This window comes from Arsenophonus sp. (assembly GCA_031446085.1).
Classification (GTDB): domain Bacteria; phylum Pseudomonadota; class Gammaproteobacteria; order Enterobacterales; family Enterobacteriaceae.
The window spans coordinates 465,667-480,757 of record CP132901.1 but is presented as its reverse complement, the minus strand read 5'-3'; the positions used below and the strand labels follow the sequence as shown (position 1 = coordinate 480,757).

The following is a 15,091-nucleotide window of genomic DNA, read 5'->3' as shown; positions in this document are numbered from 1 at the left end:
ATTAGTTATGTAGTAATTTAATATATGAATTTGCATATTGTTGTTCAATCCATATATTTTCTTCTTGCTTGCATTTATTTAAATATAGTAATTGATATATTTTTTCTTTTTGTGCATCGTTTTTTGTAGAATAAATTTTTTTTATTTTTAATAATTGAATAATATGCCAACCCAATTTAGAATGAAATGGTTCACTAATTTCATTTTCTTTTAGTTTTTTTATTTTTTTTTGAAAAGTTTGATCATAATTTTCTAAGTTATTCCAATCTAAAAATCCTCCTTGTAAAGAAGAATGGAAATCATCTGAATATTTTTTTGCAGCTTCTTCAAATTTTAAAATATTGTTTTTAATTTTATCGTGAATGGTTTTAATTTTTTTATATGCATTTTTAATGTCTAAAATTGGATTTTCTTGTATAAAAATATGACGTATTTTAATTTGAGAAATTAAAATTTTATTGTCTTGATTAATATTGTTTATTTTAAAAAAATGGAATCCAAAGTCAGAACGTATTGGACCAATTATATTTCCTATTTGTGTATTGTGTATATCTTCAAAAAATATTTTTGGTATTTTTTTATATTCTACATAACCATCAAGATTGTTACAAAATGTATTTTTACATGTGGAATATTCTTTTTTTAAAGAATTAAAATCTTTTCCGTTTTTTATTTTGTTAACTAATAAAGATATTTTTTTTCCTATTTTTTCTATTTCTTTTTTATTTGCATTTTTTGATAAAGGAATTAATATATGATCAATTTTTAAAATTGGATTTTTATTATTTAATTCTATTTTTTTATACAAAAAATCGATATCTTTCTGAAGAATTGGAATTTTGTAACAAATTTGATTATTTCTTATTTCTTTCATAATAATTTCTTTTTTAATTTGATTTTGATAATAATTCAGATCAACATTATTTAATTCAAGTTTGTTTTTCATTTCTTGTAAAGTTAGATTATTTTTAAATGCAATATGTTTAATAATTTCATCAATTTTTTCTTTGGTTATGATTAAATCAATTTTTTCTCCTATATTAAAAATTATTTTTTCTTTGATTAAGTTATTTAGTGCTACATCGTAAATAATTTTGTTAGAAATATTAATTTTTTCATTTTTTTGATGTTGTTGAATATTTTTAATCAAATTATTTAGGTCACTTTTTAATACAATATTATGATCTACGATAGCAGCAATACCATCAATTTCTTTTTTTATTGCAAAAGTATTTTGTATAGAAGCTATAATAAAAATAATAATTAATTGAAAATTTTTAAATAAGTTTTTTTTTAGTTTACCATTCATAATATATTTTTTTTAAATAGTATTTTTTACAAAAACAATATTTTTTATTGGTTTTTAGTTAAAAAAATATTTTTTTGGATTTTTTAGTTCTATATTAATAGACCATTTATTATCAAATGAATTTTTTCCTAATTGATTATATTTTTTGTTTAATTCTTGTCCTATTTTAATTGACCAACATGGTGTATGATATTTTAACATGATAGATTGATTAGTTATTTTTTTATAACTTGTATTAAAAAAATATGATCCTGCAATATCCCAATTTTTCATAATATTCCAATGAATCGTGCCACCTAGTTGAGAAATATTTTTTTTTTCTAAAAAAATATTATTTTTTATTTTTTGATACAGGTAATTATAATCAACAAAACGATATGTCAACTGTATCGAGTTATTGGGATTTAAATGGTATTTAGTTGAAATATTGCTTACTATAATATTTTGATAACTTTTATCATATTGAAATGTACTATTAATTCCTAGTTGATTTGTTAAATTAAAATTAATAATTCCAGTCCATAATATTCTTTGGTTTTTATCAAAGCATAATTTTGTTTGAGGAGAGTAAAAATCATATTTTTGTCCAAAAGAAAAATTAAATATTTCTGTTAATTTTTTATTATAAATTCTAGTCATAAAACCAGTATTAATTTGATTAACTGGGAGCATTAAATCTAGTCCACTAATTATATTGTAGTAATATATACTTTGATAGTATTCTTCTAGAAAATTATTTTCATTAAAATATGTGCTTCTTTTTTGATACGGTATATAAAGAAATTGCATATACGGTTCTAACGATTGAATAAACTTATTATTTTTAATAAATAAGTTGTTTTTAATAGTTAATTTTACATCTGTTTTAAAAATAGGAAACATATTTTTTTTATTGAAAATTTGTTTTTTTATTGTTTTTATAGAAGGTTTTTTATTGTAATTTGTACTAATTATTTTTATAGAATTATTAATATTAATCCAAGGTTTAAATATTTTAAAATTAATTTCTGGATCAATATTGAATCTAGTTATTTTTGAGTCATTATTGGTAGTGTTTTTAATTTGAGAAGCTTCTGCATGAATTTTAATATAAAAAGGTTGAATATTATATTGATGATAATCAATATTAAAATGAGGGTATATGCTATAATTATCAGATAGTTTATAGTAATTTTCAATTTTTTTACTTCCTAAAGATATATTCCAATTTGAATTTGTGTAACTTAAATTAAATTTTTGTTTTAAATCTTTTTGATCATGATGGTATTTTTTTGTGTAAAAATCATCAAAATATTGAAAATCACTAACTTTAGAATATTCAGTATTTAGTTTTATTGTTTTATTTATAATACCTGAGTGATTCCAAGAAAAAAACCATCGATCATCAAGATTATCATTTTTTATTTTTTTGAAGATATTGTTTTCCTTTTTTATTATTTTTCCATTTTTTATAGGTAGCCAGTCAAAAATTACAGTTCCTTTACCTAACTTAGTTAAATAATTCAGTTTGTTATTTAATTTTAATCCATTAGATAAACTTAATTGAGGGATAATTGAAGCATTGTAATTGGAATCAATATTCCAATAGAAAGGAATAGAGAAGTTTATTCCTGAATAGTGTGTATAATCACTTTTTAAAAATAGAAATCCAGAACGACGTTTATTAAAAATTGGGAACTTTAGATATGGAATATAAAGTATTGGTGTGTTTTTAATGTAAAATTTAGCATTAAATATATCAGCAGTTTTATTATTATGATTAAAAGTTATTTTCGATCCAGAAATTTTCCAATCATTACGATTATTTGGACAACTACTAAATGTTGCATGGTTTAAATAAATATAATTTTTGTTGATTTCTATTTTTTTTGCTTGACCATGTCCAATTTTGTTGTTCATTTGATAATGACTATTTTTTATGTTTATGACATTATCGTTAAGATTAATAAGAGCATTATTTCCTTTTAGTAATATTTTTTTATTACTAAAAGTAACATTATTTTTTGCAATAATAATTTTCTTTTTTTTTTCATTAATTTTTTTTTCCATTATAAGAATATCATCTGAAGAAATCTTCATATCCTTTTTTTGTATTTTTACGTTTTTTTTATATCTAATATAATTTGGATATTTAGATTCTATTTCTTTTGCGGTAATATATATAGGTATTGAATTTTTGTTTTTTTTTTGATTTGGTGATAAATTTAAATTATTTTTACTAGAGGAAAATATTTGTTTACTTAAAATAGTTATTAAAAATCCAATAACGAATAGTATAATATTTTTATTTTTTTTTTTCATGTCTTATTTTTTGTGTACTTTTTTGCATTTTTATAAGATAATTATTGAATAATTATTTCTATTTTTTGAATAGAAAAATTCTTTTTAAGAAAAAATAACTTTTGATTATAATACTTTTTTGTGAAAAAAAGTAATTTATTTTAACTATTTTGGTTATTTAATTTTTTTATAAGACGTTTTTTATTATATTGCATTTGCTATATTGTCTGATAAATGTTATTATTAAATTAATAGCGTTTTTTTAATAAAAATAAATACAAAAAAATTTAATTTAAATTTTTTTGTATTTATTTTTATTAAAAAATTGCCTTGATAACGCTATAATTCTTATTTATTTTAATTTTTTTGAGATAGGTTAATATTTAATTGTTTATTTTTGTATTTATTTTGAATAAATACAAAAATAAAACTTATAGTGGAATTCGTTTTTTTCAGATTTTTTTTATTTATTTGGTCTAGTTATTTGAATTAGAGTAATTGTAATTATATAAAAATAATTATTTTCGAATTAATTGCAGTTTTTTATATAATCTTAATTTTTTTTGATGTTTGTTTTTCCATTTTAGAGAGGTAAAATTTTTTTATGGTAACAATTAATCAATTAATTCGAAAGCCACGTTCTTCGAAAATTACTAAAAGTAATGTTCCTGCTTTGAATTCTTGTCCTCAAAAACGTGGAGTATGTATTAGAGTTTATACTACAACACCAAAAAAACCAAATTCAGCAATGAGAAAAGTATGTCGTGTGAGATTGACAAATAGTTTAGAAGTAACTTCTTATATTGGTGGTGAAGGACATAACTTACAAGAACATTCGGTAGTATTAATTCGTGGAGGACGTGTTAAAGATCTACCTGGAGTTCGTTATCATACAATTCGTGGAACATTGGATTGTGCTGGTGTACAAAAAAGAAAACAAGGTCGATCTAAATATGGATCAAAAAAATCAAGTTCTTCATAATTATTTACGTAACGATTTTAAATATTTTGAAAAAATTTTTTTTTAAGTGAATTTTTACGGAGAAAGAACATGTCTCGTCGTCGTATAATCAGTAGACGAAAAATATCACCTGATCCTAAATTTGGATCAGAATTGTTAGCTAAATTTATCAATATAATCATGGTAAAAGGAAAAAAATCTTTAGCTGAATATATTGTATATTCATCTTTAGATATTTTAGAAAAACGTTTTCACAAAGATCATATAGAAACTTTTAAAATTGCTTTAGATCATGTTTCTCCAATAGTAGAGGTAAAAACTCGTCGTGTTGGAGGTTCAACATATCAAGTTCCAGTAGAAGTAAGACCTGTTCGTAGACATACATTAGCCATGAGATGGATTGTAGAATCAGCAAGGAAAAGATCTGATAAAACTATGATTTTGCGTTTATCCAATGAGTTATCTGATGCTATAGAAAATAAAGGTAATGCTATAAAAAAAAGAGAAGATGTGCATAAAATGGCTGAAGCAAATAAAGCTTTTGCACATTATCGTTGGTAATTTTTTTTATTATGAATTTTTATTAATATGAACAATATTTTTTACTGAATTTAAAATTGTATAATTATTTCAAGACATAAGTTTATCCTTAAGAGGAAAGAATGGTACGAAAAACTCCTATTACGCAATATCGTAATATTGGCATTAGTGCACACATAGATGCTGGAAAAACTACAACTACAGAACGTATTTTATTTTATACTGGTGTAAGCCACAAAATTGGTGAAGTACATGATGGAGCAGCAACAATGGATTGGATGGAACAAGAGCAAGAACGTGGTATAACAATTACTTCTGCTGCTACTACTGCTTTTTGGTCAGGTATTAAAGATCAATTTTCTAAGCATCGTATCAATATAATTGATACACCTGGACACGTTGATTTTACAATTGAAGTAGAACGTTCTATGCGTATTCTTGATGGTGTTGTTATGGTTTATTGTGCAGTTGGTGGAGTACAACCACAATCTGAAACAGTTTGGCGTCAAGCTAATAAATATCAAGTTCCTCGCATTGCATTTATTAATAAAATGGATCGTACAGGTGCTGATTTTTTTCGTGTTATTAGAGAGATTAATAAAAAGTTATCTATAGTTGTTGTACCTATTCAATTACCTATTGGTGTAGAAGAGTCGTTTATTGGTGTAGTTGATTTAATTAAATTAAAGGCTATTTATTGGGATGAAAAAAATCAAGGATTAGATTTTTCTTTTCAGAATGTTCCAATTAGTATGAAAAATGAAGTTAAAAAATGGCATACAAAAATTATTGAAGCTGCAGCAGAATCTTCTGATATTTTAATGGAAAAATATTTTAATGGAATAAATTTTTCTGAAAATGAAATAAAAGAAGGTTTAAGAAAACGTGTACTAAAAAATGAAATTATTTTAGTAACTTGCGGATCAGCTTTTAAAAATAAAGGAATTCAGACATTATTAGATGCAATAATTGAATATTTGCCATCTCCTGTTGATGTACCTTTAACTAAAGGTAATAAAGATTTTTTAGAAATTAATAATAGTAAATATTTAGATAAATATACTGCAAGTGATACTTCTTCTTTTTCAGCATTAGTTTTTAAAATCTCTAGTGATCCGTTTGTAGGTAATTTAACTTTTTTTCGTGTATATTCTGGTTTAGTTACTTCTGGTGATATCGTTTTAAATTCTACAAAAGGAAATAAAGAACGATTTGGACGTATAGTTCAAATGCATGCAAATAAAAGAGAAGAAATTAAAGAGGTTTATTCTGGTGATATTGCTGCTGCTATTGGTTTAAGAGATGTAATAACTGGTGATACATTATGTGATCCTAAATATCCAATTATTTTAGAAAAAATGGATTTTCCAAAACCGGTCATTTCAGTTGCAATTGAACCAAAAACTAAATTTGATCAAGAAAAAATGGGATTTGCATTAGGGAAATTAGCACAGGAAGATCCTTCTTTTCGTGTTTCAATTAATTCAGAAACTGGAGAAACTATTATAGCTGGTATGGGTGAATTGCATCTTGAAATTTTGATTGATCGTTTACGCCGTGAATATAAAGTAGATGCAAATATTGGTAAACCTCAAGTAGCGTATCGTGAGACGATTAGGAAAAGTATTAATCAAGAAGGAAAATTTATTCGTCAATCTGGTGGAAGGGGACAATTTGGACACGTTTGGATACGAATAGAACCTTTAGAATCTGGACATAAAACTGGTTATGAATTTCATAATAAAATTGTTGGTGGTGTAATACCTAAAGAGTATATACCTGCAATAAATAAAGGTATTCAAGAACAAATTAAAAATGGTGTATTAGCAGGATATCCTATAATTGATATTAAAGTTACATTATATGATGGATCTTATCATGAAGTTGATTCATCAGAAATAGCATTTAAAATCGCAGCTTCTTTAGCTTTTAAAGAAGCTTTCTTAAAAGCTAATCCAATTTTATTAGAACCTATTATGAATGTTGAAGTTGAAACTCCGGAAGATTATATGGGTGATGTAATGGGTGATTTAAATCGTAGAAGAGGGGTTATTGAAGGTATGGAAGATCACGTTTCTGGAAAAGTTATTCGATCTCAAGTACCTTTATCTGAGATGTTTGGTTATGCAACTGATTTACGTTCTAAAACGCAAGGCAGAGCTTCTTATACAATGGAATTTTTAAAATATCAAGAAATACCAAATAATATTTCAAAAGATATTATTGGAATTAAAAATAATAAATTATAAAAAAATTTTGTTATATTTTTTTTATAATGTTATTATTTATCTTAAGGTATTGAATTAAAATTTAATACTTAATAAAAATTATTAAATATTAATGTTTTTTATATTTTTAGTTACTAAAATAGTATAATAGGTTCATTTTATGAAGTTAAAATTTGATCTTCAAAAAAAAGAAAAAGTGTTCAATTGTATAAAATGGATGGTAAGTTTAATATTTTTATTTATCTCTATTTCAAGTAATTATTTTTTAAAACATAGTTCTCCTGTAATTCGTTTTTCTATTGTTATTATTTGTTTGATTTTTTGTTTTTTTGTTGTATTCCAAACAACAAAAGGAAAATTATTTTTAGATTTTTTTAAAGAATCAAAAATAGAAATGTATAAAGTTATTTGGCCAAGTTACAAAGAAACATTACAAACAACTTTCATAGTTTCATTTGTAACAATTTTTGTATCATTAATTTTGTGGGGATTAGATAGTATTTTAATTTATTTAATATCATTAATAGCATTTTTTTAAATATAAAATATTAGGTTAGGTGTTAATTAATGTTAGAATTAGAAAAAAAATGGTATGTTATTCAAACTTTTTCAGGGTTTGAATTTCGTGTTTCACAAAATTTAAAAGAACGTATGAAATTATATAATTTAGATAGATTTTTTGGAGAGATTTTTATACCTACTGAAGAAGTTATAGAAATGAGAGCTGGTCAACGTAGAAAAAGTGAACAAAGATTTTTTCCAGGATATGTTTTAATTCAAATGGTTATGAATGAAAAAACTTGGCATTTAGTACGTAGTATACCAAGAATTATGGGATTTGTCGGAGGCACTTCTGATAAACCTTCTCCTATCAATGAAAAAGAAGTAAATTTAATCATAAATCGTTTAAAAAAATCTGGTAATAAACCAAGACCAAAAATATTATTTGAACCAGGTGAAGTTTTACGTGTTATTAATGGACCATTTTCAGATTTTAGTGGTGTAGTTGAAGAAGTTGACTATGAAAAAAGCAGATTAAAATTATCAGTATCTATTTTTGCACGTGCTACTCCAGTAGATTTAGATTTTAGTCAAGTTGAAAAAGTATAAAACAAAAAATTTAAAAAAATTGTCATGTTTATTGTAAATTTTCAAGGAAATATTGTATGGCAAAAAAAATAGATAGTTATATTAAACTACAAGTTGGAGCAGGAATGGCTAATCCAAGTCCTCCTATTGGTCCAGCATTAGGTCAAAAAGGTGTGAAGATTATAGAATTTTGTAAAGAATTTAATTCTAGAACAGAAAAATTTGAAAAAGGATTACCTATTCCAGTTATAATTACTGTTTATTCAGATCGTTCTTTTACTTTTATATTAAAAAGTACACCTGCATCTTTTTTGATAAAAAAAGCAGCTGGTATTAAATTAGGATCAAAAAAACCATCTCATTCTATTGTAGGTACTATAACAAAAAAACAAATTTACGAAATTGCTAAAATTAAATCTTCTGATATGACTGGTTCCAATATTGAAGCAATGATACGTTCAATTAGTGGTACAATGCGCTCTATTGGAATAGTTTGTAAGGATTAATTTGATGATTAAACTTACTAGAAGAATGCGTTATCTTCATAATAAAAAAATAAAGCATTCTAAATCTAATTTATATAAAATTGATGAAGCAATAAAGTTATTGAAAGATTCTACAACTGTTAAATTTGTAGAAAGTCTTGACATTGCAATCAATCTATCTATTGACCCTAAAAAATCTGATCAAAATATAAAAGGAACTACTATTTTAAAGTATGGAACTGGTCGATTAGTAAAAATTGCTGTTTTTGCTAGTGGTCAAGATGCAGAAGATGCAAAAAAAAATGGAGCAGATTTTATAGGAATGGAAGATTTAGTTAACAAAATTAAAATGAACCAAATAAAATTTGATCTTGTTATAGCTACATCAAATTCTATGAAAATAGTAAGATCATTATCTTCAATTTTAGGACCAAAGGGTTTAATGCCCAATGTTAAATTAGGAACTATAACTAATAATGTAGCAAAATCGGTATATAATGCTAAAAATGGACAAATATTTTATCGTAATGATAAAAATGCTGTAATACATACAAGTATAGGAAAGATTGATTTTGATATCTATAAATTAAAAGAAAATTTTTTGAATTTGCTTCATGATGTAAAAAAGAGAAAACCTGTTTCAGTAAAAAATGTTTTTATAAAGAAAATTTATCTTTCTACAACGATGGGATATGGAGTTAATATTGATCCTATAGAATTTTAATATAAAATAAAGTAATATACATATATCAATAATTTTTATTTTTTATAAATTTAGATAATTTTAAATCGAAGAAGATATTAAGTATTTATTAGTTGTTACTATAACTAATTATTTTTAATAAAAAATAAGTTTGAATACAAGTAAAATTATGTTTTATAAAATTTTTTTTTATTAATTTTTATAAAATTAAATTTAATTAATTTGAGCTGGGTAATTTAATGATTTTAAAATATAAAAAAAAAACAGCTATTCTTTCTGAAATTCGTCATATTATTGAAAATTCATTATCAGTTGTAATTGCAAATTTTAAAAAAATAAATGTAAATAATATGACAAAACTTCGAAGAGATGCTCGTGTGAATAATATTGATATCCGTGTTGTTCGTAATACAATTACATCTATAGCATTTCAAAATACTCAATATGAATGTTTAAAGAAATTTCTTATTGGTCCAATATTAATTGCTTTTTCTAAAAAAAATCCTGGTTCAGCGGCACGATTATTAAAAAATTTTGAAAAAGAAAATTTAGATTTCAAAGTTTTAGCAGGTGTATTTCAGAATCAATTTTTTTCTCAAAAAAATCTTGATGAACTTGCATATTTACCAACTCACGAGGAAGCAATAGCAAAATTTTTAAATTTGATAAAAGAAATTTCTTTTTTAAGATTATATCGTACACTTCGACTTATTCAGAATAAAAAAAAACAATTTTTTTAATTTTTTTTTTTACATTTTATAAAATGTTTTATTATTAATTATTTAATTCTATTAAATAATAGGAATGATCATTATGCCTTTAACAAAAGAAGAAATCATTAATGCAGTTTCAAAGATGTCTATTATGGACATTACGGAACTGATTAAATTAATGGAAGAAAAGTTTGGGATTAGTAGTGCATCTCATAATTTAGAAACGACTAATGTTGAAAAAGTAGAAAAAAAAGAAGAAAAAACAGAATTTAATATCATATTATCTAATATGGGTAGTAACAAAATTTCTACTATCAAAGCTATTCGTACTATTACTGGTTTAGGATTAAAAGAAGCAAAAGATATGGTTGAATCTGCTCCAGTTACAATTAAAGAATCTGTTAACAAAGAAGAATCTGAAAAAATAAAAAAAATAATAGAAGAAGCAGGCGCTTCTGTTGAACTTCAATAAAGTTATTTTATAGCAGCCCATAAAAGGGCTGACGGCTGGTGGTTACTAATCACCAGCCGTTTTTGCTCTGAATATTTAGAGTAATATACAAAAATTATAGTATTTTTAATACTATCTTGAATTTCTTTAAGAGAAATTGATTTGATTGTCATTCATTTATTAATTTTATGAATTCAAAAAATATAAATTAATATCTTAATAACTATTGAGAAAATTTGTTTTTTTACTCTAAAAATCGAGACATTGAAATACTAATAAATGAATTGAGGGGTTTTATGAATTACTCTTATACTGAAAAAAAACGAATTCGTAAAGATTTTGGTAAACGTCCACAGGTTTTAAATGTTCCTTATCTTTTATCTATTCAAATAGATTCATTTCAAAAATTTATCAAACGTGATCTGACTGGTAAACATGGACTAGAATCTGCTTTTAATTCTATTTTTCCTATTTTAAGTTACAATGGGAATGCAGAATTACAATATATTAGTTATAGATTAGATGATTCTATATTTGATGTTAAAGAATGTCAAGTTCGTGGAATGACATATTCTGCTCCTTTACGTGTTAAATTAAGGCTAATAATTTATGATCGTGAATCTTTTGATAGTAAAGTAAAAAATATTAAAGAACAGGAAGTTTATATGGGAGAAATACCATTAATGACAAATAATGGTACATTTATTATTAACGGTATTGAACGTGTTGTAGTATCTCAATTACATCGTAGTCCTGGAGTATTTTTTGATAGTGATAAAGGGAAAACTCATTCTTCTGGAAAAGTTTTATATAATGCGAGAATTATACCTTATCGTGGATCATGGTTAGATTTTGAATTTGATCCAAAAGATAATCTTTTTGTTCGTATTGATAGGCGTCGAAAATTACCAGCAACTATTATTTTAAGAGCAATGAATTACAGTGTAGAGGAGATATTAAATATTTTTTTCAAAAAAATAGTAATTAACATTGTTAATGAAAAATTTTTTATGGTTTTAATACCTGAAAGATTACGTGGAGAATCAGCATCTTTTGATTTTATTATAGATGGACAAGTTTACATTCAAAAAGGAAGAAGAATTACTTCACGTCATATTGAACAATTAAAAAAAGATAAAATTGACTGCATTGAAGTTCCTTGTGAGTATATTATTGGAAAGGTAATATCAAAAGATTTTTTTGAGATAAATACAGGTAATTTGATTTGTTCAGCAAATACTAAAGTTTCTTTAGAAAATATTTTAAGTTTAAAAAAAAATGGTTATAAAAAATTAGAATTTTTGTTTATTAATGATTTAGATCATGGTGGTTATATTTCTGATACGTTACGTATTGATACATCTTATGACAAATTAAGTGCTTTAATGGAAATTTATCGTATGATGCGTCCTGGTGAGCCTCCTACTCGTGAAGCTGCAGAAAATTTATTTGAAAATTTATTTTTTTCTGAAGATAAATACGATCTTTCTGTTGTTGGAAGGATGAAATTTAATCGGTCTTTAGATAGAAGAACTAATTTAGGTTCCAGTATTTTAAGTAATTCAGATATTATAGATGTAATAAAGAAATTAATAGATATTAGAAATGGAAAAGGAGAAGTAGATGATATTGATCATTTAGGAAATCGTCGTGTTCGTTCAGTTGGAGAAATGGCTGAAAATCAATTTAGAATAGGCTTAATACGTGTGGATAGAGCTGTAAAAGAAAGATTATCATTGGGTGATTTAGACACTTTAATGCCTCAAGATATGATTAATCCTAAATTAATTTCTGCTACAGTAAAAGAATTTTTTGGTTCTAGTCAATTATCTCAATTTATGGATCAAAATAATCCATTATCTGAAATTACACATAAAAGACGTATTTCTGCGTTAGGTCCTGGAGGATTGACACGTGAAAGAGCAGGATTTGAAGTGCGCGATGTGCATCCAACACATTATGGTCGTGTTTGTCCTATTGAAACTCCTGAAGGTCCTAACATAGGATTAATTAATTCATTATCTGTATATGCACAAACTAATGAATATGGGTTTTTAGAAACTCCCTATCGTGTTGTAAAAAATGGGATTGTTACTAACAATATTCATTATCTTTCAGCAATTGAAGAAGGAAATTTTATTATTGCTCAAGCTAATACAGTTTTAGATAATCAGGGGTGTTTTGTTGAAGAATTAATTACTTGTCGTCATAAAGGAGAATCTAGTTTATTTAATCGTAATCAAATTAATTATATGGATGTTTCTACTCAACAAATTGTTTCAGTTGGTGCGTCTTTGATTCCCTTTTTAGAGCATGATGATGCAAATCGTGCATTGATGGGTGCAAATATGCAACGTCAAGCAATTCCTACGTTGCGTTCTGAAAAACCATTAATTGGTACAGGAATGGAACGTTCTGTTGCAGTAGATTCTGGTGTTACTGTAGTTGCAAAACGTGGTGGAATTATTCAATATGTTGATGCTTCTCGAATTGTTGTCAAAGTCAATGAAAATGAAATAGATTCTGGAAAATCAAGTATTGATATTTATAATTTAGTTAAATATACAAGGTCTAATCAAAATACTTGTATTAATCAAATGCCTTGTATTGTATTAAATGAAAAAATAGAACGTGGTGATGTACTAGCAGATGGTCCATCTACAGATTTAGGAGAATTAGCACTTGGTCAAAATATGCGAGTCGCATTTATGCCTTGGAATGGTTATAATTTTGAAGATTCAATCTTAATTTCAGAAAAAGTAGTTCAAGAAGATAGATTTACTACTATTCATATTCAGGAATTAGCTTGTATATCACGTGATACTAAATTAGGTGCTGAAGAAATTACATCCGATATTCCTAATGTAGGAGAAAATGCATTATCTAAATTAGATGAATCTGGTATAGTATATATTGGTGCTGAAGTAACTGGTGGAGATATATTAGTTGGAAAAGTTACTCCAAAAGGAGAAACACAATTAACTCCAGAAGAAAAATTGTTAAGAGCTATTTTTGGTGAAAAAGCATCAGATGTTAAAGATTCTTCACTACGTGTTCCTAATGGGGTATCTGGTACCATAATAGATGTGCAAATTTTTACTCGTGATGGGATCAAAAAAGATAAGAGAGCATTAGAAATAGAAGAAATGCAACTTAAAAATATTGAAAAAGATTTATCTGAAGAATTTCGAATATTTGAAGACGGATTATTTATGCAAATTCGTACATTGTTGATTAATGATGGTATTTCTTTAATGAAGTTAAGAAAATTATCTTATGAAAAATGGTTAAAAATACCGTTAAATCATCAAAGTAATCAAAAATTATTGGATAAATTAATTAATCAATATAATGCATTAAAAATGAAATTTAAAAAAAAACTTAAAATCAAACAAGCTAAAATTACTCAGGGTGATGATTTAGCTCCAGGTATATTAAAGATTGTCAAAGTTTATTTAGCTGTAAAACGTCAAATTCAGCCTGGTGATAAAATGGCAGGTCGTCATGGTAATAAGGGAGTAGTTTCAAAAATTAATCCTATTGAAGATATGCCATATGATCAAAATGGAAATCCAGTTGATATTGTATTAAATCCATTAGGTGTTCCTTCAAGAATGAATATTGGACAAATTTTGGAAACTCATTTAGGAATGGCTGCCAAAGGTATTGGTGATAAAATTAATTTGATGTTAAAAAAAAATGAAAATATTCAAAAAATAAAAAAATTTTTAAATAAAGCATATAATTTAGGAGAATCTCCTCGTCAAAAAATAGATTTTGATACTTTTACTGACAAAGAAATTATTAATTTAGCTAAAAATATTAGAAAAGGTATTCCTATTGCTACTCCAGTTTTTGATGGTGCGAATGAAAAGGAAATTAAAGAATTATTGTTATTAGCAGATTTACCAATTTCTGGACAAATTACTTTATATGATGGTCGTACAGGAGAAAAATTTGAACGTCCTGTAACAGTAGGATATATGTATATGTTAAAACTAAATCATCTTGTAGATGATAAAATGCATGCAAGATCTACTGGTTCATATAGTTTAGTAACACAACAACCATTAGGAGGTAAAGCCCAATTTGGAGGACAAAGATTTGGTGAAATGGAAGTTTGGGCATTAGAAGCTTATGGTGCCGCATATACTTTACAAGAAATGTTAACTGTAAAATCTGATGATGTTAGTGGAAGAACTAAAATGTATAAAAACATTGTAGATTGCAATCATCAAATGATTCCAGGTATGCCTGAATCTTTTAATGTTTTATTAAAAGAAATTCGTTCATTAGCAATTAATATTGAACTTGAAGATGAATAAAAGAATT

Annotated in this window: 12 protein-coding genes; 10 read left to right on the top strand and 2 right to left on the bottom strand. The window is 25.0% G+C overall.

From position 1 onward, the window contains the following. Position 1: 1 nt before the first annotated feature. On the bottom strand, positions 2-1,309 hold the full coding sequence (locus RA161_02395; protein WMY97363.1) for a peptidylprolyl isomerase: 1,308 nt from the start codon (positions 1,307-1,309) through the stop codon (positions 2-4). A gap of 54 nt (positions 1,310-1,363) precedes the next feature. Next, on the bottom strand, positions 1,364-3,610 hold the full coding sequence (gene lptD / locus RA161_02390) for an LPS assembly protein LptD (protein ID WMY97362.1): 2,247 nt from the start codon (positions 3,608-3,610) through the stop codon (positions 1,364-1,366). A 583-nt stretch (positions 3,611-4,193) separates the two neighbouring features. On the opposite strand from lptD, the gene rpsL reads away from it, so the two are divergent. The 10 genes from rpsL to rpoB all read left to right on the top strand — a co-directional run bounded on the left by rpsL (position 4,194) and on the right by rpoB (position 15,084). After that, positions 4,194-4,571, top strand: a complete 378-nt coding sequence (gene rpsL, locus RA161_02385) for a 30S ribosomal protein S12 (protein WMY97361.1) — start codon at positions 4,194-4,196, stop codon at positions 4,569-4,571. 69 nt (positions 4,572-4,640) lie between these two features. Then, positions 4,641-5,111 carry a 30S ribosomal protein S7 gene (gene rpsG / locus RA161_02380; GenBank protein ID WMY97360.1) on the top strand — a complete coding sequence of 157 codons (471 nt, stop codon included), beginning with the start codon at positions 4,641-4,643 and terminating at the stop codon, positions 5,109-5,111. Positions 5,112-5,212: 101 nt separating this feature from the next. Beyond that, entirely contained in the window at positions 5,213-7,339 is a 2,127-nt protein-coding gene (fusA, locus tag RA161_02375) for an elongation factor G (protein WMY97359.1), read from the top strand. Positions 7,340-7,478: 139 nt separating this feature from the next. After that, positions 7,479-7,856, top strand: a complete 378-nt coding sequence (secE, locus tag RA161_02370; GenBank protein WMY97358.1) for a preprotein translocase subunit SecE — start codon at positions 7,479-7,481, stop codon at positions 7,854-7,856. A gap of 29 nt (positions 7,857-7,885) precedes the next feature. After that, a complete protein-coding gene (gene nusG / locus RA161_02365) occupies positions 7,886-8,428 on the top strand; it encodes a transcription termination/antitermination protein NusG (GenBank protein WMY97357.1) in 543 nt (180 codons plus the stop codon). 56 nt (positions 8,429-8,484) lie between these two features. Beyond that, a complete protein-coding gene (rplK, locus tag RA161_02360) occupies positions 8,485-8,913 on the top strand; it encodes a 50S ribosomal protein L11 (protein WMY97356.1) in 429 nt (142 codons plus the stop codon). A 4-nt stretch (positions 8,914-8,917) separates the two neighbouring features. Then, positions 8,918-9,616, top strand: coding sequence for a 50S ribosomal protein L1 (rplA, locus tag RA161_02355; protein WMY97355.1), 699 nt, complete (start codon positions 8,918-8,920; stop codon positions 9,614-9,616). A gap of 218 nt (positions 9,617-9,834) precedes the next feature. Next, positions 9,835-10,335 carry a 50S ribosomal protein L10 gene (gene rplJ / locus RA161_02350; protein WMY97354.1) on the top strand — a complete coding sequence of 167 codons (501 nt, stop codon included), beginning with the start codon at positions 9,835-9,837 and terminating at the stop codon, positions 10,333-10,335. Positions 10,336-10,408: 73 nt separating this feature from the next. Further along, the gene (gene rplL, locus RA161_02345) at positions 10,409-10,780 is read left to right on the top strand and encodes a 50S ribosomal protein L7/L12 (protein WMY97725.1); all 372 of its coding nucleotides are present in this window, start codon (positions 10,409-10,411) and stop codon (positions 10,778-10,780) included. Positions 10,781-11,055: 275 nt separating this feature from the next. Then, positions 11,056-15,084, top strand: coding sequence for a DNA-directed RNA polymerase subunit beta (rpoB, locus tag RA161_02340; GenBank protein ID WMY97353.1), 4,029 nt, complete (start codon positions 11,056-11,058; stop codon positions 15,082-15,084). Positions 15,085-15,091 lie beyond the last annotated feature (7 nt).